Source organism: Eubacterium ramulus ATCC 29099 (assembly GCF_000469345.1).
GTDB lineage: Bacteria > Bacillota > Clostridia > Lachnospirales > Lachnospiraceae > Eubacterium_I > Eubacterium_I ramulus.
Map to the genome: position 1 here is coordinate 1 of NZ_KI271101.1, position 18,380 is coordinate 18,380.

Genomic DNA, 18,380 nt, shown 5'->3' on the forward strand with positions numbered 1-18,380 from the left:
TGGTTCTGTATGAAGTTTTGAAGGTATATATCTTCAATAAAATATAGGGATATAGTTCAGTTGGTAGAACGTTGGTCTCCAAAACCAAATGTCGAGGGTTCGAGTCCTTCTGTCCCTGTAGCAGACACTGAAAAGCAGAAATGTTTTTCAGTGTTTTTTATTTTCTTGTATAGGCTCTAACTTCCCAAGAGAAAAAAATTGATGTATGATAAGAAAGAACAGATTTTGATACAGTAAAAGATGTAGAAAAAGGAGAGGAAGTTTTCGCTTATGAGTATGAAATTTATAATGATTGGTTGTGGCTGGCGGGCACAGTATTTTCTTCGCGCAGCTGAAATACTTTCAGACAGGCTGGAAGTATCAGCGATTGTAATGCATTCGGAAAAACGTGCGCAAGAGATCCAGCAAGAGACAGGGATATTAACAACGACTGATTTGGAAACTGCATTAGATACAAAGCCGGAATTTGCTTTGTTGTGTGTACCGAGAAGTGTTATGAAAGAATGGATTTTGCGACTATGCAAGTTGCAGATTCCCGTACTTTGTGAGACTCCGCCTGGGCAAGATATAGAAGAATTAAATAATCTTTGGAAAGAAGTTCAAATCTTGCATGGAAAAGTTCAGGTTACAGAGCAATATTTTCTGCAACCGTATTATGCAGCGGTTCAGAATGTGATCGACAGTGGGATTCTTGGAGAGATTTCAAATGTATCGATGTCAGCCATTCATGGGTATCATGCCATTAGTATTTTTCGGAAATTCCTTGGAATTGGAATGGAAAATTGTAAAATCAGTGGAAAAACGTATCAATTTCCAGTGACAAAAACAAGAGATCGGGCAGGGTGGCATACGTCCGGAGAAATCTTAACCGGAAATCGGGCACGGATTGATATTATTTTTGAAAATGGAAAAGCTGCATTTTATGATTTTGATGATGAACAGTATTTTTCTCCAATACGAAGTCGTTCCTGGGTGATACAGGGAGCAAGAGGAGAGGTTCGGGGAGATCAGATCTGTTACATGGATCATCAGAATCGTCCGGTAAGCGAGCAGATGCACAGAGAAGATGATGGAGTTTATAATATAGACGGTTGGAGTCACAGATATATCAGTTTCCGTGGAGAACGAATTTATGAAAATCCATTTCCGGGTGCACGGATAAATGATGATGAGATTGCAGTGACCGATCTTCTGGCTCACATGAAACAATATGTAGAGACAGGAAAAGAGTTTTATCCACTTCGTGAAGGACTTCAGGATGCCTATCTGTCTTTTCTGATGGATGAGGCAGTGAAGAATCCTGGAAAAGAAATTATATCGACAAGCCAAAGCTGGTCTGTCTAAAAAGTTATAAAACAAGTAAAAAATACTGAAATTCTATGTAATAAGAAGCATTTTTCCTGAAACAAGGTTGACAACCAGTAAGCGAATACTTATAATTGCATTGTTAAAAAATATTCAAATGCAAAAACTATGATGAAGAGAGTACGCTGACTGGGAGCATTACAGCGAGCCGGGACGGTGGAAGCCGGTATCAGTACCGCTCAGTGGAAAATCACTTCTGAGTTGCAGTTCTGAAACAAAAAGCAGAGTAGATCTGAATCATGATTCTATGAAATGATACAGATATCATAGCTGTTTTCAGAGAGTAGGAGCTGACGGTGTTTCCACCGTTACAGGGAACTGGTATCCGGCAAATATGTCGCGTACTTCGAACAGGTGGTTAAAACGATTGTTAAAAGCTTTCGTCCTTTTCGGGACGAAGGCTTTTTATTTTGCAGGAAATTTTATACAATTTTCTGTGAATTATAGAAAAAGGAAAGTCTGATTTTTCTATAATAAATGCGTTCCTGGGAGAATCATAAATGAGCAGAGACAATCTGCAAAGAAATAGGAAAGAAATATAACATGAAATGAGGAGAACAGAATGTACGAAAAAGTTTCAACAAATCTGAATTTTGTGGATCGTGAGAAAAAGACAGAAGAATTCTGGAAAGAAAATGACATTTTCCGCAAAAGTATGGAAAATCGTAAAGAAGGTGAGACATACACTTTCTATGACGGACCGCCTACTGCAAATGGAAAACCGCATATCGGTCATGTATTAACCCGTGTTATCAAAGATATGATTCCGCGTTACCAGACTATGAAAGGAAAAATGGTTCCGAGAAAAGCAGGATGGGATACGCATGGACTTCCGGTTGAGCTGGAGGTAGAGAAATTACTTGGCCTTGACGGTAAAGAGCAGATTGAAGAATACGGTCTTGACCCATTTATCAAAAAATGTAAAGAGTCTGTATGGAAATACAAAGGCATGTGGGAAGATTTCTCCGGAACCGTTGGTTTCTGGGCAGATATGGACAACCCATATGTTACTTATGACAATAACTTTATTGAGTCTGAGTGGTGGGCACTGAAAAAAATCTGGGACAAAGGCCTGTTATACAAAGGTTTTAAGATCGTTCCTTACTGCCCGCGCTGCGGTACTCCGCTGTCTTCCCATGAGGTAGCACAGGGATACAAAGATGTCAAAGAACGTTCTGCAGTGGTTCGTTTCAAAGTAAAAGATGAGGATGCATATTTCCTTGCATGGACCACAACACCATGGACTCTGCCGTCCAACGTAGCTCTTTGTGTAAACCCGGAAGAGACTTATGTGAAAGTAAAAGCTGCTGATGGATATACTTATTATATGGCAGAGGCACTGTGCGACACGGTTCTTGGCAAACTGGCAGATGAAGAGACAGACACAAAAGCATACGACGTACTTGAGACATACAAAGGAAAAGACCTTGAGTACAAAGAATATGAGCCATTATTTGACTGTGCCGTAGACATCTGCAAGAAACAGCACAAAAAAGGCTACTTTGTCACATGCGCTGATTACGTTACACTGACGGATGGTACCGGTGTGGTTCATATCGCTCCGGCATTTGGTGAGGACGATGCCCAGGTAGGACGCAGATATGACCTTCCATTTGTTCAGTTAGTAAATGGTAAAGGTGAGATGACAAAAGAGACACCGTATGAGGGTGTATTTGTAAAAAAAGCAGATCCGATGGTATTAAAAGATCTGGAAGAAAAAGGACTGCTCTTTGATGCCCCGAAATTCGAGCACAGTTATCCGCACTGCTGGAGATGTGATACACCATTGATCTATTACGCAAGAGAATCCTGGTTTATCAAGATGACAGCAGTCAAAGACGATCTGGTGCGCAACAATGCTACAGTAAACTGGATTCCGGAATCCATCGGTAAAGGACGTTTCGGTGACTGGCTGGAGAATATCCAGGACTGGGGTATTTCCCGTAACCGTTACTGGGGAACTCCGCTGAACGTATGGCAGTGTGAGTGCGGTCATATGGAATCCATCGGAAGCCGTGCAGAGCTGGCTGAGAAGAGTGGGGATCCGAAAGCAGCAGAAGTAGAACTTCACCGTCCGTATATCGATGCTGTCACCATCAAGTGTCCACACTGTGGCAAAGACATGCACCGTGTACCGGAAGTAATCGACTGCTGGTTCGACTCCGGAGCAATGCCATTTGCACAGCATCATTATCCGTTTGAAAATAAAGAAGTATTTGAGCAGCAGTTCCCGGCTCAGTTCATTTCAGAGGCAGTAGACCAGACACGAGGATGGTTCTATTCCCTGATGGCAGAGTCCACACTGTTATTCAACAAAGCACCATACGAGAACGTTATCGTTCTGGGACATGTACAGGATGAGAACGGACAGAAGATGAGTAAATCCAAAGGAAATGCAGTTGATCCGTTTGACGCACTGCAGAAATATGGCGCAGATGCCATCCGCTGGTATTTCTATATCAATTCTGCCCCATGGCTGCCAAACCGTTTCCACGGAAAAGCCGTTATGGAAGGACAGCGTAAATTCATGGGTACACTGTGGAATACTTACGCATTCTTCGTTCTGTATGCAAACATTGATGCATTTGATGCAACAAAATACAATCTGGAATATGATAAATTATCCGTTATGGATAAATGGCTGCTGTCCAGACTGAATTCTACGGTAAAGGCAGTCGATGACAACCTTGGAAATTACAGAATCCCGGAAGCTGCAAGAGCACTGCAGGATTTCGTAGATGATATGAGTAACTGGTATGTAAGAAGAAGCCGTGAGCGTTTCTGGGCAAAAGGCATGGAGCAGGATAAGATCAATGCGTATATGACACTGTATACCGCACTGGTAACGATCTGCAAGACAGCTGCTCCGATGATTCCGTTCATGACAGAAGATATTTACCAGAACCTGGTAAGAAGCATTGATAAAGATGCTCCGGAAAGTATCCATCTGTGTGACTTCCCGGTTGTTGACGAGGCAATGATCAATCCGGAACTTGAGAAAAATATGGCAGAAGTACTGAAAATCGTTGTACTTGGCCGTGCGGCAAGAAACAGTGCAAATATCAAAAACAGACAGCCAATCGGCGATATGTATGTAAAAGCACCGTTTGAAGTACCGGAGTTCTTTGTGGAGATCATCGAGGATGAGCTGAATATCAAGAAAGTAAGCTTCATCGAGGATGTCAGTGCATATACGAATTACAGCTTCAAACCGCAGCTTCGTACCGTAGGACCGAAATATGGTAAATTCCTGGGCAAGATCAAAGCTGCCCTGGAAAACATTGACGGACACGCAGCAATGGCACAGCTAAAAAAAGAAGGTTCCATCACTTTATCTGAAGTGGACGAGAGCATCGTTTTAACAGAAGAAGACTTACTGATTTCCGTAGCTCAGACAGAAGGATTTGCTACTGAGACCGGAAATGACATCACTGTTGTACTGAATACAAAACTGACACCGGAGCTGATTGAGGAAGGCTTTGTCCGCGAGATCATCAGTAAGGTACAGACAATGCGTAAAGAGGCAGGATTTGAAGTAATGGATAAGATCGTCCTTTCCTTCAAAGCAGAGAAAACAATCTGTGAAGTATTTGCAGCACACAAAGAAGAAATTCAGAGTGAAGTACTTGCGGTAGATATCAAAGAAGGCGCATTAGAAGGCTACCAGAAAGAGTGGAATATCAACGGCCACAAGGTTGAGTTAGGAGTGGAAAAACAGTAATGAAAAATATTTTATTTGACAAAAAAGAATTCATTAAATGTGTAAAAGACAATGTGAAAACACTTTACCGCAAAACCATGGAGGAGGCTTCCGAACAGGAAGTCTTCCAGGCGGTGTCTTATGCTGTAAAAGATGTTATCATTGACAACTGGCTTGCTACCCAGCAGACGTTCGACAAAGAAGATCCGAAGATGGTATATTACATGTCTATGGAGTTTCTGATGGGGCGTGCCCTCGGTAACAACCTGATCAATCTGACCGCATACAAAGAAGTAAAAGAAGCACTGGATGAAATCGGATTTGATCTGAATATGATCGAAGATCAGGAGCCGGATCCGGCACTCGGAAACGGTGGTCTGGGCCGTCTGGCTGCATGTTTTATGGATTCCCTTGCTACGCTTGGTTACGCTGCTTATGGATGTGGTATCCGTTATCGTTACGGTATGTTCAAACAGAAGATCAAAGACGGTTATCAGGTGGAAGTACCGGATAACTGGCTGAAAAACGGTTATCCTTTTGAGCTGCGCAGACCGGAGCATTCTTTTGAAGTCAAATTCGGTGGTTATGTACAGGCTGAGCCGGCTGAGAACGGACGTACAAAATTCGTTCAGAAAAATTATCAGTCCGTACTGGCTGTTCCGTATGATATGCCGATCGTTGGATACAACAACAATATGGTAAACACACTGATGATCTGGGATGCTGAGCCGATGGAATGTTTTGAGCTGGATTCCTTTGACAAAGGTGATTACAGAAAAGCCGTTGAGCAGGAAAACCTTGCAAGAAACCTGGTAGAAGTTCTGTATCCAAACGACAACCATATCCAGGGTAAAGAGCTGCGTCTGAAACAGCAGTATTTCTTCGTATCTGCCAGTGTACAGCGTGCCGTAGCCCGTTATAAAAAATATCATCCGGATATCCACAAACTTTCTGAGAAAGTAACCATCCAGATGAACGATACACACCCAACCGTAGCAGTTGCAGAGCTGATGAGAATCCTTCTGGATGAGGAAGGTCTGACCTGGGATGAGGCATGGGCGATCACAACAAAGACCTGTGCATACACCAACCATACCATCATGGCAGAAGCATTGGAAAAATGGCCGATTGAAATCTTCTCCCGTCTGCTTCCGCGTATTTATCAGATCGTTGAGGAGATCAACCGCAGATTCCTTCTGGAAGTAGAAGAGGAATATCCGGGAAATCAGTATAAAAAAGATAAAATGGCGATCATTCATGACGGACAGGTCAAAATGGCACACCTTGCCATCGTTGCAGGTTACTCTGTAAACGGTGTAGCGAGACTGCATACAGAAATCCTGAAAAAACAGGAGTTAAAAGATTTCTACGAGTTATTCCCGCAGAAATTTAACAACAAGACAAACGGTATCACACAGCGTCGTTTCCTGTATCACGGAAATCCGCTGCTGGCTGAGTGGGTATCCAACAAGATCGGAAACGACTGGATCACAGATTTAAGCCACATGGAAAAACTTGCTGTCTATGTAGATGATCCAAAAGCACAGCAGGAATTCATGCAGATCAAATATCAGAACAAGCTGCGTCTTGCAAAATACATCCAGGAGCACAACGGCATTGAAGTAGATCCGCGTTCTATCTTTGATGTACAGGTAAAACGTCTGCATGAGTACAAACGTCAGCTGATGAACATTCTGCATGTTATGTATCTGTACAACAAGATCAAAGAGCATCCGGATATGGAATTCTATCCAAGAACCTTCATCTTTGGTGCAAAAGCAGCTGCCGGTTACAAAAATGCAAAACTGACGATTAAGCTGATCAACGCCGTAGCTGATGTGATCAACCATGATGCAAGTATTGACAACAAGCTGAAAGTTGTATTTATCGAAGATTATAAAGTATCCAATGCTGAGTGGATCTTTGCAGCAGCAGATGTCAGCGAGCAGATTTCTACTGCAAGTAAAGAAGCATCCGGAACCGGTAACATGAAATTTATGTTAAACGGTGCTGCAACAATTGGAACAATGGACGGTGCAAACGTAGAGATGGCTGAGGAAGTCGGCAAAGAGAATATGTTTATCTTTGGTATGAGTTCCGATGAAGTCATCGCGCATGAGCAGAACCGCGATTACAATCCGATGGATATCTTTAATCAGGATCAGGAAATCCGTCAGGTATTGATGCAGCTCATCAACGGATTCTATTCCGGAAATGATACAGAGCTGTTCCGTGATCTGTACAATTCACTGCTCAATACACAGTGCACACAGTTCGCTGATACTTACTTCTGCCTGAAAGACTTCCGTTCTTACGCAGAAGCTCAGGAGCGTGTGGAGAAAGCTTACAGAGACGAGAAAGGCTGGGCAAAACTCGTTATGCTGAATGTGGCACATGTTGGAAAATTCTCTTCTGACAGAACCATTCAGGAGTACGTAGATGATATCTGGCATCTTGATAAAGTAAAAGTAACTGTAACAGAGCAGTAAATTCGAGTTGAACGTAGGTGAAACTTGGCGCGTGATTCTGATCGGTGTAAGCTGATGTATTCTTATTAGAATCACTGTGCATTTTAAGTTGGTATACTGTCTGCCGTACACAGAGTGCCCCACCCGATATAGGGATTGGGGTATTCCGTGAAGGCAGGCAGTTTTTTTGTGCCCCGAATCAGGTAAGCTTTTACTTTTTCACTGTACAGGTAGGGATCATTGCCTCGCACAATCCCCCATTCCATCAGCAGGGCACAGCTTCCTGTGACAAAAGGAGCGGCCATGGAAGTACCGCTTTTGGATGTATAGCCACCGCCGGGAGCGGCAGAAATGATATTGACGCCGGGAGCTGCCAGATCCGGTTTGATCCGGTGTTCCATCCGGGTAAATCCACGCCCGGAAAAGGCGGCATAACTGTTGAAAGCAGCATTATAGGCACCTACCGAAATGACTTTGGCAGCAGTAGAGGGAATCGTGAGCGTAGTGGTTTCTGTCGGATATAAGAATCCGGTGCCGCTGCCGATTACGGACTCTCCCGGAAGCCACAGGTCATAGGAACCGGCGGTGATGCGGCGGGGATTAAGCGTCAGTTCCCAGATACCAGCATCTATGTAGCTTCCCTGGGAAATAAAATCCAGATAGATTTCCTGGCTGATGCTGTAGGGACTTGGTTTTCCGTAATACACCAGAAGTTCGGTCATTCCGGCGCTAAATCGATAGGTGCCAAGCCGTTCCTGAAATGGCCCGACAATCGTGCCGTTCGGATGGCGCAGGGTTACTTCAATTTCATCCGCGTAAGATTTCCAGAGCTGGAGATTCAGACCGGATTCATAATCACTGACCGAAAATGGAATGGTGACGGGGGAACTATTTGGGAGAAATGATCCGGAAGTGTGAATCCGGGAAGCACCTTCGTTTCCGGTGCCGGTGACAATGCAGGACTTCCAATAAGAAGATACATTATCAAGGTAAGTTTCCAGCAGGGTTGCACCGTCATGGGAACCATAATTATTGCCAAAACTTAAGTTAATGGCCACGGGCATCTGCCATGAAAACGCTTTTTGTAGGACATAATCTACCGCACGCATCAGTTCCGTAGTGCGGGGAAAACCATCCGGATCGGAAATGCCAAGTTTTACGATCAAAAGGGAACTTAGCGGGGCAACACCGCGGTACTGGCCGTCCGATGCACGTCCGTTTCCGGCAGCAATTCCGGCTACATGTGTGCCGTGGCCGGATAAGTCCCGGCTTGGGACAAGTTGGTATCGTTCCTGAGACGAGGGCGCCTGCAGGGCTTCGTTGATTTCAGCTTGCGTGAAAATGCGGTCAAGACTCTGATCCCAGAGTTCAAGGATCCGGGTGGTGCCGTCTGTGTTGCAGAAATCCGGGTGGGCGTAGTCAATGCCGGAGTCGATGATGGCAGTGATGATACCGGAACCATAGAGATTGTTTCGTTCTGGAGCAGGTGTTATCTGAAGTGGCGTGATACAGGAAGCCGATCGCCCGCTATTGACAGCAAAAAAAAGCCGTTTCGGTTTTTCCATGTATTCAATTTCCGGGCGTTCTGATAAGGCATCCAGAAGATCGGCAGGTACTGTCAGAATGCCATATCCATTTAATAACGGATGGATCGTGATCTGTGGAAACAGCTCCGGAAGCAGATCAAAGCCACCGGAGGCTTTTACAATCACTTCCCAGCTGCGGGAAGCAGTATCATATCCAACATTCAGTTCTAAAGATTTTTCGCGTTCTTCCGGTGTGGCGTTCAATGCCAGATTCAGGAGATTTTCTAATTTTTCATTATTCATGATAGCAGATTCCTTTCCTGAAAGTTTTAAAAACTGTAATCATATGATTTGGGTGTCAAAACACCCAAATCTTGATTATACGGATTGCTCCGTACTTTCATATTATTGTATATGTGCAAAATGTAGAAAATACATCCGGAGCAAGATTATTTTGAAAGAAATGTATCGTCTACAGCCCTTGAAATAGCTGAAAAATGTGCTATTTATAGCTTTTCTTATGAAAGTTATGATAGCACATTTTGATATTTTACTATGGGACATATTTTGCTATGTGCCGTTGTGTTTCTGGAAACGCAATGTTATACTGATAACAATACAGAAAGGCAGGTGCAGCACTGAGATGACAAAAACAGTCAGTATAGGAAAACAGGATTTTGCGAGTCTGAGAGAACAGAACAGTTTTTATATTGATAAAACAGACTTGATCCGGGCATGGTGGGAATCACAGGATGATATTACATTGATCACACGTCCGCGACGTTTTGGAAAAACTCTGAATATGGATATGCTAAAATGTTTTTTTTCAAATCAGTATGCTGACAGAGGAGATTTGTTTGAAGGTCTTTCTATCTGGACCGAAGAAAAATGGAGGGGATTGCAGGGCACGTATCCTGTACTTTTCTTGAGTTTTGCGGCAGTGAAAGCAGATCAGTTATCAGAGGTGAAAAAACAGATCAATATGCAGATTGCACGGTTATATGAGGAACACCGCTATCTTCTGGATGGAAATTTGCTTAGTGAAAATGAGAAAGCAATGTATCGAAACGTATCGATGTATATGGAAGATGCGGAAAGTTCATTTTCAATCAATTTATTGTGCCAGTATCTGTATCGCTATTACGGGAAAAAAGTGATTGTGCTGTTAGATGAATATGATACGCCCATGCAGGAGGCATATGTACACGGTTATTGGGATACGTTTACCTCTTTTTTAAGAAGTCTTTTCAATGCGACATTCAAATCAAATCCATATCTGGAACGTGCAGTTTTGACAGGAATTACACGGGTATCAAAGCAGTCTATTTTTTCTGATCTGAATAATTTGAATGTGATCACGACAACGTCGGATGAATATGCCACTTATTTTGGTTTCACAGAACAGGAAGTATTTCAGGCATTGGAAGAATTTGGCCTGGCAGATAAAAAAGAACTGGTGAAACAGTGGTATGATGGATTTACATTTGGTAATCATACGGATATTTATAATCCATGGTCAATCACAAATTATCTGGATAAAAAGAAAATCGGGGCGTACTGGGCAGCGACCAGTTCCAACACGCTGATCAACAGCCTGATTCAGCAATCAGCAACCGATATGAAAGAAAAAATGGAAATTCTTTTGCAGGAAAAAGAGATTTTGGTTACCTTTGATGAACAGATTGTTTTCGAACAGTTACAGCAGGATAAAAATGCAATTTGGAGTCTGCTGCTTGCCAGTGGATATCTGAAAGTGTTGGAAGTGGAACAACGTGGCATTTTGCTGGAACCGTGGTATCATCTGAAAATCACAAATCTGGAAACACTTGGAATGTTTACCGGAATGTTTAAAAGCTGGTTTTTTGCAGGAAACAGTACAGGCGGCATTAATGCAGATTCAGGAAAAACAGTATGATGCGGAGCTGTTGGAGCTTCATATAAAACCGGAGCAGATTCATCATTATGGATTTGCATTTGAGGGAAAAATAGTATTGATCGGGGGACGATAAAGAATGAATATAAAAATCATAGACGAAAAAGAACAATTTGCACAGTGTGAAACATTTGAAATCACACATCTTTTATGGGGGACAAAAGCAATTCCAAAAACATATGGAAAAATTGCCTGTTGGAAAGAGCATGGATTTCTGGTGGAAATGATCTGTGAAGAAGCAGATCCGCTCCGGACCTATATCAAAATGAACGATCCGGTGAGTCGGGACAGTGGAATGGAGGCATTTCTTGGTTTCTGGTCAGAAGAGACACCTTTGTATGTCAATGTTGAGATGAATGCAAACGGAGCCACATTGATACAGTCTGGGACAGAGCGTACGGATCGAACATTTTTCACAGAAGAGCAGATCAGAATTTGTCAGCCGCAGGCGGTCATTGAAAAGAATTGCTGGAAAATCTGTTTCTTTCTGCCGTTAGAACTTCTGGAAGAAATTGGTGGTCCGATTCCGCAAATTGCGGGTACAAAAATTGCCTGTAACTTTTACAAAGTGTGTGAAGGCGGTAATGCCGAACAGATTCATTATGCAAGTTATTCGCCGGTAGATGTGCCAGAACCGGATTTTCACAGGCCGGAATTTTTTGAAACCGGAGAATTGCAATAGATCTGCATGGAAGAACAGTAAATTCAGATTCACCAGATGGTTAAGTGAAGTCAGAAGCACAGAATCTTCTTGCGAAAAAAATACTTATATAGTAAAATATATCAGAAATGCGCAGGAGACATACAGTAATTTTCTGTATGAAGGTAAATCAGAAGAGGGATAAAGAATGAATAAAAAATTATACAAATCAGAGGACAATAAAGTATTGTGTGGCGTATGCGGCGGTCTTGGAGAGTTTCTTGGTATCGATCCGACGATCATCCGACTGATCTGGGTGGTACTTGCATTTGCAGCAGGAAGCGGATTACTGATCTATCTTCTGGCAGCGGTCATTATTCCGAGAAGACCACTGGACTAAGATATGCTGTTTTCGTTCGTGCATTGATATGATGATGCTGCAGAAAAAATAGCAGGCAACATGCATGAAAAGTGTATGAAAATTAAAAAATATGAGCAGTGAGAGGACAAAAGTCTTTTCACTGCTCTTTGCGTTTATTGGAAAACCAAGAAAAACGCTAGGATATAAAAACCAAAATCCGATATGGGAATAAAAAATTCCGAAAAAGACGGAATGGAATGATTAAAAAAACAGAAAGAGAGAAACAAGATGCTGGAATTGAAAAATGTGTCTTTTGAAGTATCAGACGAAAAAGCACAAAAAGAGATTATCAGAGGAATTAATCTGAAAATTGACGACAACAAGTTTGTAGTCATTACAGGACCGAACGGCGGTGGAAAATCCACCCTGGCAAAATTAATTGTTGGTATCGAGAAACCAACTTCCGGTCAGATTTTATTTAACGGTGAGGACATTACAGAAAAAAGTATTACGGAACGAGCAAAAATGGGTATCAGTTTTGCTTTTCAGCAGCCGGTACGATTCAAAGGAATTCAGGTGCTGGATCTGATCCGTATGGCAGCAGGACGCAGAATGAGCGCAGCAGATGCCTGTCAGTATCTGTCTGAAGTAGGACTCTGTGCGAAAGATTACATCAACCGTGAAGTAAATGCGAGCCTTTCCGGCGGTGAGTTAAAACGTATCGAAATTGCTACGGTACTGGCAAGAGGTACACAGCTTTCCGTATTTGATGAGCCGGAGGCCGGTATCGACCTGTGGAGCTTCCAGAATCTGATCCAGGTATTTGAGCGTATGCAGGAAAAAACAAAAGACGGTTCTATCCTGATCATTTCTCATCAGGAGCGTATCCTTGATATTGCAGATGAGATTGTAGTGATCTCTGCAGGACAGATCATCAATCACGGTCCGAAGGATGAGATACTTCCGCAGTTGCTGGGAACATCTTCCGCAGTGAATATGTGTGATAAATTTAACAAGTAAAAATCTATATTGTGAATAAAGGACTAACACTGTTAGTTGAAAAGAGAAACCTTAATGGTATTAGGAATAAGAAGTGATCAAAAATGAATAACGAATGGTGTTAGTTGAAATTTAGCCAATCTATGAATATATAGGAAAGAACGAGGATTAGATAGATATGATGGATGAGATTCAGAAAAGACTTCTGGCGGAAGTCGCTGATCTGCATGGAGTTCCGGAGGGAGCTTACAACATCCGTGCAAACGGTCAGATGGCAGCCAGAAATACAACGGCAAATATTGATATTGTATCCAAGACAGATGTCAGCGGTATCGACATCTATATCAAACCGGGTACTGTAAATGAGAGTGTACACATTCCGGTTGTATTGAGCCAGAGCGGCATGAAAGAGATGGTTTATAACGATTTCCATATCGGAGAAGGCAGTGACGTGGTCATCGTAGCTGGCTGTGGTATCGACAACTGTGGGGATCAGGATGCAGAGCATGATGGTATCCACCGTTTCTTCATCGAGAAAAATGCAAAAGTAAAATATGTGGAAAAGCATTACGGTGCAGGTGACGGAAAAGGAAAACGTATCCTGAATCCGGGCACGGAAGTGTATATGGAAGAAGGAAGCTACATGGAGATGGAAATGGTCCAGATCAAAGGTGTGGATTCTACGGAGCGTGATACGAAGGCAGAACTGGCAGCAGGTGCCAAGCTGGTAGTCCGTGAGCGTCTGATGACACATGGTGACCAGCATGCAGTCAGTGGATATTCCGTCAGCCTGAATGGTGAGGGAGCCAGTGCAGATGTCATTTCCCGTTCCGTGGCAAAAGATACCTCTTATCAGAAATTTGATTCCAGGATCATCGGAAATGCACCATGCAGCGGTCATACCGAGTGTGATGCCATTATTATGGACAAAGCACGGATCCTTGCGATTCCGCAGCTGGAGGCCAATGATCTGGACGCAGCACTGATCCATGAGGCAGCTATCGGAAAAATCGCCGGTGAGCAGATCATCAAACTTATGACATTGGGTCTGACAGAGGAAGAGGCAGAAGAGCAGATTGTCAACGGTTTCCTGAGATAAACACTCCGCGAAGATGTGCGGTGATTCTGAGATAAATATGTCAGCTTATGTATTAAAACAGGTACAAAAAGTCAGTAATCCACTTTTTGCATAACAAAAATGGAATACAGCTGATTTTTCGTGAAAATTTGTTAAAAAATATACGCGTTATAAGAGCCCCGGGAGAATTCCCGGGGCTTTTTGATGCAAAATGTACATTTGACTAAAAAATAAGATAAATTTATAATAAAAATACACAAAGAAAAGCAAGATTGTGATATAATACGAGTAACTGGTCAGCTGGTAAAACCAGAACGGTTACAAACATTTGCTGTGCACGAAAACAGGCGATGAAATATAGAAATAGGATAGGATTTTGACACATAGGTTTGGTTTCATCATAAGAGTGACAATAAGAGTAATGTTGCATGATGATGCAGAAATATGACATCCGCTTCGTGAGGAAAATGCAAACGTATTTTTACAATATGGGAGAACGTATTATATCTAAATCAAATGTATGCAGGTAAATTAAAGGAGGACAAGTATGAAAATTTTAGGTGTTTCACTTGGAACAAAAAACGGTAACAATGACACAATGTGTCGTGTGGCTCTGGAAGCAGCAAAAGAAAAAGGTGCAGAGATCGAATTTATCCACCTTCTTGACTGGGATATCCAGTACTGCTCCGGTTGTGTTGCCTGTTCCCGTGGCCTTGTAATGGGCAAAGGAATGATCTGCTCCCGTCAGGATGATTTCAAAGCTTTCTATGAGAAAGTTGTCGAGGCAGATGGAGTTCTCTTCGTAGATCCGATTTTTGAGTCCGGTGCAACCGGTTTATATCATTCCATCACAGATCGTATGGGACCGGGACATGATACAGGTATGATGATGATGCTGGATGGCAAACTGAAAGAAGCAGGCAAAGAAGGTCTGAACCCAAGATACTTCCGTCAGAAAGCACTTTCTTTCGTAGGAATCGGTGGATCTGACTGGGCAGTTCGTTGTGAGACAGATCATGCGATGTTCGCTTTAAGTCCGGGATGGAAAGTAGTAAACAACGAGTTCTTCTCCTGGTGTAAAGACGTTATCATGCAGGATGACAAAGTTGAGCGTATGAAAGAAATCGGACGTAACCTTGCAGATGCTGCACAGCAGATCATTGATGAAGATATGCAGATCGAAGGATCCGAGAAAACTTCTCTCTGGAAAGGCAAAGAAGGCGCTTGCCCGCATTGCCAGGGTAATAACTTCTACATCTACCCGGGTACAACACACTGCGTATGTGAGCTGTGTGGTCTTGAGGGAACACTGGAGATCGTTGACGGAGCATTCAAATTCAAATATGATCCGGCTACAGAGCATCATGCACATGACATTCTTTCCGGTAAATTCTTACATGGACAGGATATCTTTGAGAATGAGGGTCGTCTGATGAACCTTTACAAAGATCCTGAGTTCAAAAAACGTAAAGAGCATTATACAGCAGTATGCGAGCCGACACCAGCTCCATCCAAACAGAAATAAATTCCATAAAGTTTATAACAGGCGGGGACAAAAAATGGTTCCCGTCTGATATAAGTTATAGAAATAAGAGAAAAGAGGGTATTTAGAAATGGCAGATTTCAAATTCGAACCAATGAGAAGTCTTATCTACGTTGACTGCGTAAGCGAAGACTACAGACCAAAACTTCAGAGATGGCTTTATAAAGTACATGTTCCGGACAGCATCTCTCAGTTTGAGCCGTATGTTACCAAATATGCATTTTATCCGTCCTTCCCGATTCCACCACAGGGTGATCGTTTCGGATACGCAAGAATGCAGCTGACAGAGCATCACTGGTTAGTAAGCGACCTTGATCCTCGTCTTGAGATCAAAGCAATCGCTGAGACATTCCCGATGGACGTACTTGTATGGCAGGGACAGATCCCGGCAGCAGCTCATACAGACGCTCAGATTGATTCTGACGGAGATGCAGGAAATGCAGCCCGTAAATCCAACAATGCAGAAGGAAATCCATTTATCTTTGCATTCCTTCCGATGTGGTGGGAGAAAGACCTGAAAGGAAAAGGACGTACGATCGAGGATGGCGCAAACTATCGTTTCAATATGACCATCGGTTTCCCGGAAGGCGTAGACAAAGCAGAGGGAGAGAAATGGTTATTTGAGAAAGTAGTTCCGATCCTTCAGGCAGCTCCGGAGTGTACACGTGTACTTGCAAGTGCCGTAAAGAAAGACATCAACGGATGCGCAATGGATTGGGTACTTGAAATCTGGTTTGAGAATCAGTCCGGATGGTACAAAGTAATGGTAGATGACATGAAAGCACTTGAGAAACCGTCATGGGCTCAGCAGGATGCTTTCCCGTTCCTGAAACCATACCACAATGTTTGCAGTGCAGCAGTTGCTGATTATACACCAAGCAACAACCTTGCAAATTATCGTGGATACATCACCATGAGATAAACCATAAGGTTGTGTTGGGCCGGAGGCTCAGAAAAGAATACCGCAGACGAAAACGTCCGCTTGTATGATTTTCTGAGCCTCCGGTCCTTTTTTTCGTTACAGATAGCAGAAGGTCATTTATCCACCATTGTGGAAGCACAGGTGGATTCAGATTTTTTGTACATCGTGACATAAGTGTATTCGTGTGGTATACTGAAAAATAGGGAAATGTAATATAGGATTCAGATAACAGAGGAGTACAATACATGAATGTAGGAATTATTACAGCCAGTGACAAGGGGTATCTGGGAGAGCGGGAAGATCGTAGCGGAGCCAGAATCGCAGAGATTATGGAAGCCCAGGGCTATACCGTCAGAAAGAAAGTAATCCTGCCGGATGATCAGCAGATGCTGCAGGATGAAATGATCGCCATGTGCAATGATGATATCCAGCTGATCCTGACCACAGGCGGAACCGGTTTTTCCAAACGGGATGTGACACCGGAGGCAACAAAGGCAGTGATCGAGCGGGAAGTGCCGGGAATTCCCATGGCAATCCTGCAATATTCGCTGACGATCACAGAGCGGGCGATGCTGTCTAGAGCGGCGGCGGGCATCCGTGGAGAGACACTGATTGTCAATTTGCCGGGCAGTCCGAAGGCTGTGGATGAAGCATTGAGTTATATTCTGCCCTCCTTAAAGCATGGGCTGGATATTCTGCTTGGTAACGATGCCGAGTGCGCAAGAAAGTAATGAATCAGAGCAAAGGCATGTATGAATGATAAAAAACAGGTGACAGGAGAGACAGGATATTATGAAACTGATAAAAACAGAAGATGCGGTAGGGCATGTACTCTGCCATGATATTACTCAGATCATCCGGGGGGTGACCAAAGATGCAGTATTCCGCAAAGGACATATTGTGACCGCAGAGGACATTCCGGTGCTGCTTTCCGTAGGGAAAGAGCATCTGTATGTATGGGAAAAGGATGACACGATGTGGCATGAAAATGAAGCAGCGGAGATTCTGTATGAAATCTGTGCCGGTGAGCATATGCATCCTTCCGATATCAAAGAAGGAAAGATCGAACTCATTGCGGATACAGACGGATTGCTGAAAATCAACCGTGAAGCGCTGGTTGCAGTCAACAGTCTGGGGGAGATGATGATCGCCTCCCGGCATGGCGATTTCCCGGTGCGTGTCGGGGATAAACTGGCAGGAACGAGAATCATTCCACTGATCATTGAAAAAGAAAAAATGGAACGTGCAAAGGAAGCGGGCGGCACGGAGCCGATTTTTACGATCAAACCATATAAAAAGAAAAAGTATGCGATTGTGACCACCGGCAGTGAAGTGTTCAAAGGACGCATCAAAGATACGTTCAGTCCGGTCATCCGGGAGAAACTGGCAGCTTTTCCATCCGAAGAAATCGGTCAGATCTATGTGGACGATGAAAAGACACATATTCTGGAAGCTATTCAAAAGCAGATCGCGGCAGGCGCAGACCTGATCATCTGTACCGGTGGCATGAGCGTGGATCCGGACGATTGTACCCCGGGTGCCATCATGGCAACCGGAGCAAGGATTGTCAGCTACGGTGCACCGGTGCTTCCGGGAGCGATGATGCTTGTTTCTTATTATACGAATAAAGCAGACGGAAGAGTAATTCCAATCCTCGGTCTGCCGGGATGCGTCATGTATGCAAAACGCACAATCTTTGATCTGGTGCTGCCAAGAGTGATGGCAGAGGATGAGATTACCGCGGAAGATATTGCAAGACTGGGTGAGGGCGGTCTGTGCCTGAACTGTGAGGTCTGTACGTTCCCAAACTGTGGATTTGGAAAATAATATTATCGTAAGCGATTC

Annotated in this window: 13 protein-coding genes and 1 tRNA gene; 13 read left to right on the forward strand and 1 reads right to left on the reverse strand. The window is 43.4% G+C overall.

Features of this window, described 5'->3' with window-relative positions; translation table 11 throughout:
- Positions 1–45 precede the first annotated feature (45 nt).
- From HMPREF0373_RS04305 to HMPREF0373_RS04320, 4 genes are all read left to right on the forward strand, one after another.
- Positions 46–118, forward strand: a tRNA-Trp gene (locus HMPREF0373_RS04305).
- A gap of 152 nt (positions 119–270) precedes the next feature.
- Positions 271–1,344, forward strand: a complete 1,074-nt coding sequence (locus tag HMPREF0373_RS04310; RefSeq protein ID WP_044962916.1) for a Gfo/Idh/MocA family protein — start codon at positions 271–273, stop codon at positions 1,342–1,344.
- Positions 1,345–1,927: 583 nt separating this feature from the next.
- A complete protein-coding gene (gene ileS, locus HMPREF0373_RS04315; RefSeq protein WP_021738402.1) occupies positions 1,928–5,086 on the forward strand; it encodes an isoleucine--tRNA ligase in 3,159 nt (1,052 codons plus the stop codon).
- On the forward strand, positions 5,086–7,554 hold the full coding sequence (locus tag HMPREF0373_RS04320; protein WP_021738403.1) for a glycogen/starch/alpha-glucan phosphorylase: 2,469 nt from the start codon (positions 5,086–5,088) through the stop codon (positions 7,552–7,554). The genes ileS and HMPREF0373_RS04320 overlap by 1 nt, the downstream gene beginning before the upstream one ends.
- Before the next feature lie 83 nt (positions 7,555–7,637).
- Here HMPREF0373_RS04320 and HMPREF0373_RS04325 read toward each other — a convergent pair whose 3' ends face one another.
- Positions 7,638–9,362: a S8 family peptidase gene (locus tag HMPREF0373_RS04325; protein WP_021738404.1), complete on the reverse strand. Its 1,725-nt coding sequence runs from the start codon at positions 9,360–9,362 to the stop codon at positions 7,638–7,640.
- A gap of 340 nt (positions 9,363–9,702) precedes the next feature.
- On the opposite strand from HMPREF0373_RS04325, the gene HMPREF0373_RS04330 reads away from it, so the two are divergent.
- The 9 genes from HMPREF0373_RS04330 (at position 9,703) to HMPREF0373_RS04375 (ending at position 18,362) form a co-directional block, all read left to right on the forward strand.
- Positions 9,703–10,974 (forward strand): AAA family ATPase, encoded by a 1,272-nt coding sequence (locus HMPREF0373_RS04330; protein ID WP_341348891.1) that lies wholly within the window; start codon positions 9,703–9,705, stop codon positions 10,972–10,974.
- A 97-nt stretch (positions 10,975–11,071) separates the two neighbouring features.
- Positions 11,072–11,674, forward strand: coding sequence for a carbohydrate-binding family 9-like protein (locus tag HMPREF0373_RS04335; protein ID WP_021738407.1), 603 nt, complete (start codon positions 11,072–11,074; stop codon positions 11,672–11,674).
- Between the two features lie 166 nt (positions 11,675–11,840).
- Entirely contained in the window at positions 11,841–12,032 is a 192-nt protein-coding gene (locus HMPREF0373_RS04345) for a PspC domain-containing protein (RefSeq protein ID WP_021738409.1), read from the forward strand.
- Positions 12,033–12,281: 249 nt separating this feature from the next.
- Complete coding sequence (locus tag HMPREF0373_RS04350; RefSeq protein WP_021738410.1) at positions 12,282–13,013, forward strand: ABC transporter ATP-binding protein; 732 nt, start codon at positions 12,282–12,284, stop codon at positions 13,011–13,013.
- 160 nt (positions 13,014–13,173) lie between these two features.
- The gene (locus tag HMPREF0373_RS04355; protein ID WP_336302551.1) at positions 13,174–14,091 is read left to right on the forward strand and encodes a SufB/SufD family protein; all 918 of its coding nucleotides are present in this window, start codon (positions 13,174–13,176) and stop codon (positions 14,089–14,091) included.
- A gap of 526 nt (positions 14,092–14,617) precedes the next feature.
- Positions 14,618–15,595, forward strand: a complete 978-nt coding sequence (locus tag HMPREF0373_RS04360) for a flavodoxin family protein (RefSeq protein ID WP_021738413.1) — start codon at positions 14,618–14,620, stop codon at positions 15,593–15,595.
- Between the two features lie 88 nt (positions 15,596–15,683).
- The gene (locus HMPREF0373_RS04365; protein WP_021738414.1) at positions 15,684–16,535 is read left to right on the forward strand and encodes a hypothetical protein; all 852 of its coding nucleotides are present in this window, start codon (positions 15,684–15,686) and stop codon (positions 16,533–16,535) included.
- A gap of 245 nt (positions 16,536–16,780) precedes the next feature.
- Positions 16,781–17,266: a MogA/MoaB family molybdenum cofactor biosynthesis protein gene (locus HMPREF0373_RS04370; protein WP_021738416.1), complete on the forward strand. Its 486-nt coding sequence runs from the start codon at positions 16,781–16,783 to the stop codon at positions 17,264–17,266.
- A 61-nt stretch (positions 17,267–17,327) separates the two neighbouring features.
- Complete coding sequence (locus HMPREF0373_RS04375; RefSeq protein ID WP_021738417.1) at positions 17,328–18,362, forward strand: molybdopterin-binding protein; 1,035 nt, start codon at positions 17,328–17,330, stop codon at positions 18,360–18,362.
- Positions 18,363–18,380 lie beyond the last annotated feature (18 nt).

Coding starts and splice junctions, on each gene's coding strand:
- HMPREF0373_RS04345 (WP_021738409.1), top strand. CDS start 11,841: ATGAATAAAAAATTATACAAATCAGAGGACAATAAAGTATTGTGTGGC.
- HMPREF0373_RS04325 (WP_021738404.1), bottom strand. CDS start 9,362: ATGAATAATGAAAAATTAGAAAATCTCCTGAATCTGGCATTGAACGCC.
- ileS (WP_021738402.1), top strand. CDS start 1,928: ATGTACGAAAAAGTTTCAACAAATCTGAATTTTGTGGATCGTGAGAAA.
- HMPREF0373_RS04355 (WP_336302551.1), top strand. CDS start 13,174: ATGGATGAGATTCAGAAAAGACTTCTGGCGGAAGTCGCTGATCTGCAT.
- HMPREF0373_RS04370 (WP_021738416.1), top strand. CDS start 16,781: ATGAATGTAGGAATTATTACAGCCAGTGACAAGGGGTATCTGGGAGAG.
- HMPREF0373_RS04365 (WP_021738414.1), top strand. CDS start 15,684: ATGGCAGATTTCAAATTCGAACCAATGAGAAGTCTTATCTACGTTGAC.
- HMPREF0373_RS04335 (WP_021738407.1), top strand. CDS start 11,072: ATGAATATAAAAATCATAGACGAAAAAGAACAATTTGCACAGTGTGAA.
- HMPREF0373_RS04330 (WP_341348891.1), top strand. CDS start 9,703: ATGACAAAAACAGTCAGTATAGGAAAACAGGATTTTGCGAGTCTGAGA.
- HMPREF0373_RS04360 (WP_021738413.1), top strand. CDS start 14,618: ATGAAAATTTTAGGTGTTTCACTTGGAACAAAAAACGGTAACAATGAC.
- HMPREF0373_RS04350 (WP_021738410.1), top strand. CDS start 12,282: ATGCTGGAATTGAAAAATGTGTCTTTTGAAGTATCAGACGAAAAAGCA.
- HMPREF0373_RS04310 (WP_044962916.1), top strand. CDS start 271: ATGAGTATGAAATTTATAATGATTGGTTGTGGCTGGCGGGCACAGTAT.
- HMPREF0373_RS04320 (WP_021738403.1), top strand. CDS start 5,086: ATGAAAAATATTTTATTTGACAAAAAAGAATTCATTAAATGTGTAAAA.
- HMPREF0373_RS04375 (WP_021738417.1), top strand. CDS start 17,328: ATGAAACTGATAAAAACAGAAGATGCGGTAGGGCATGTACTCTGCCAT.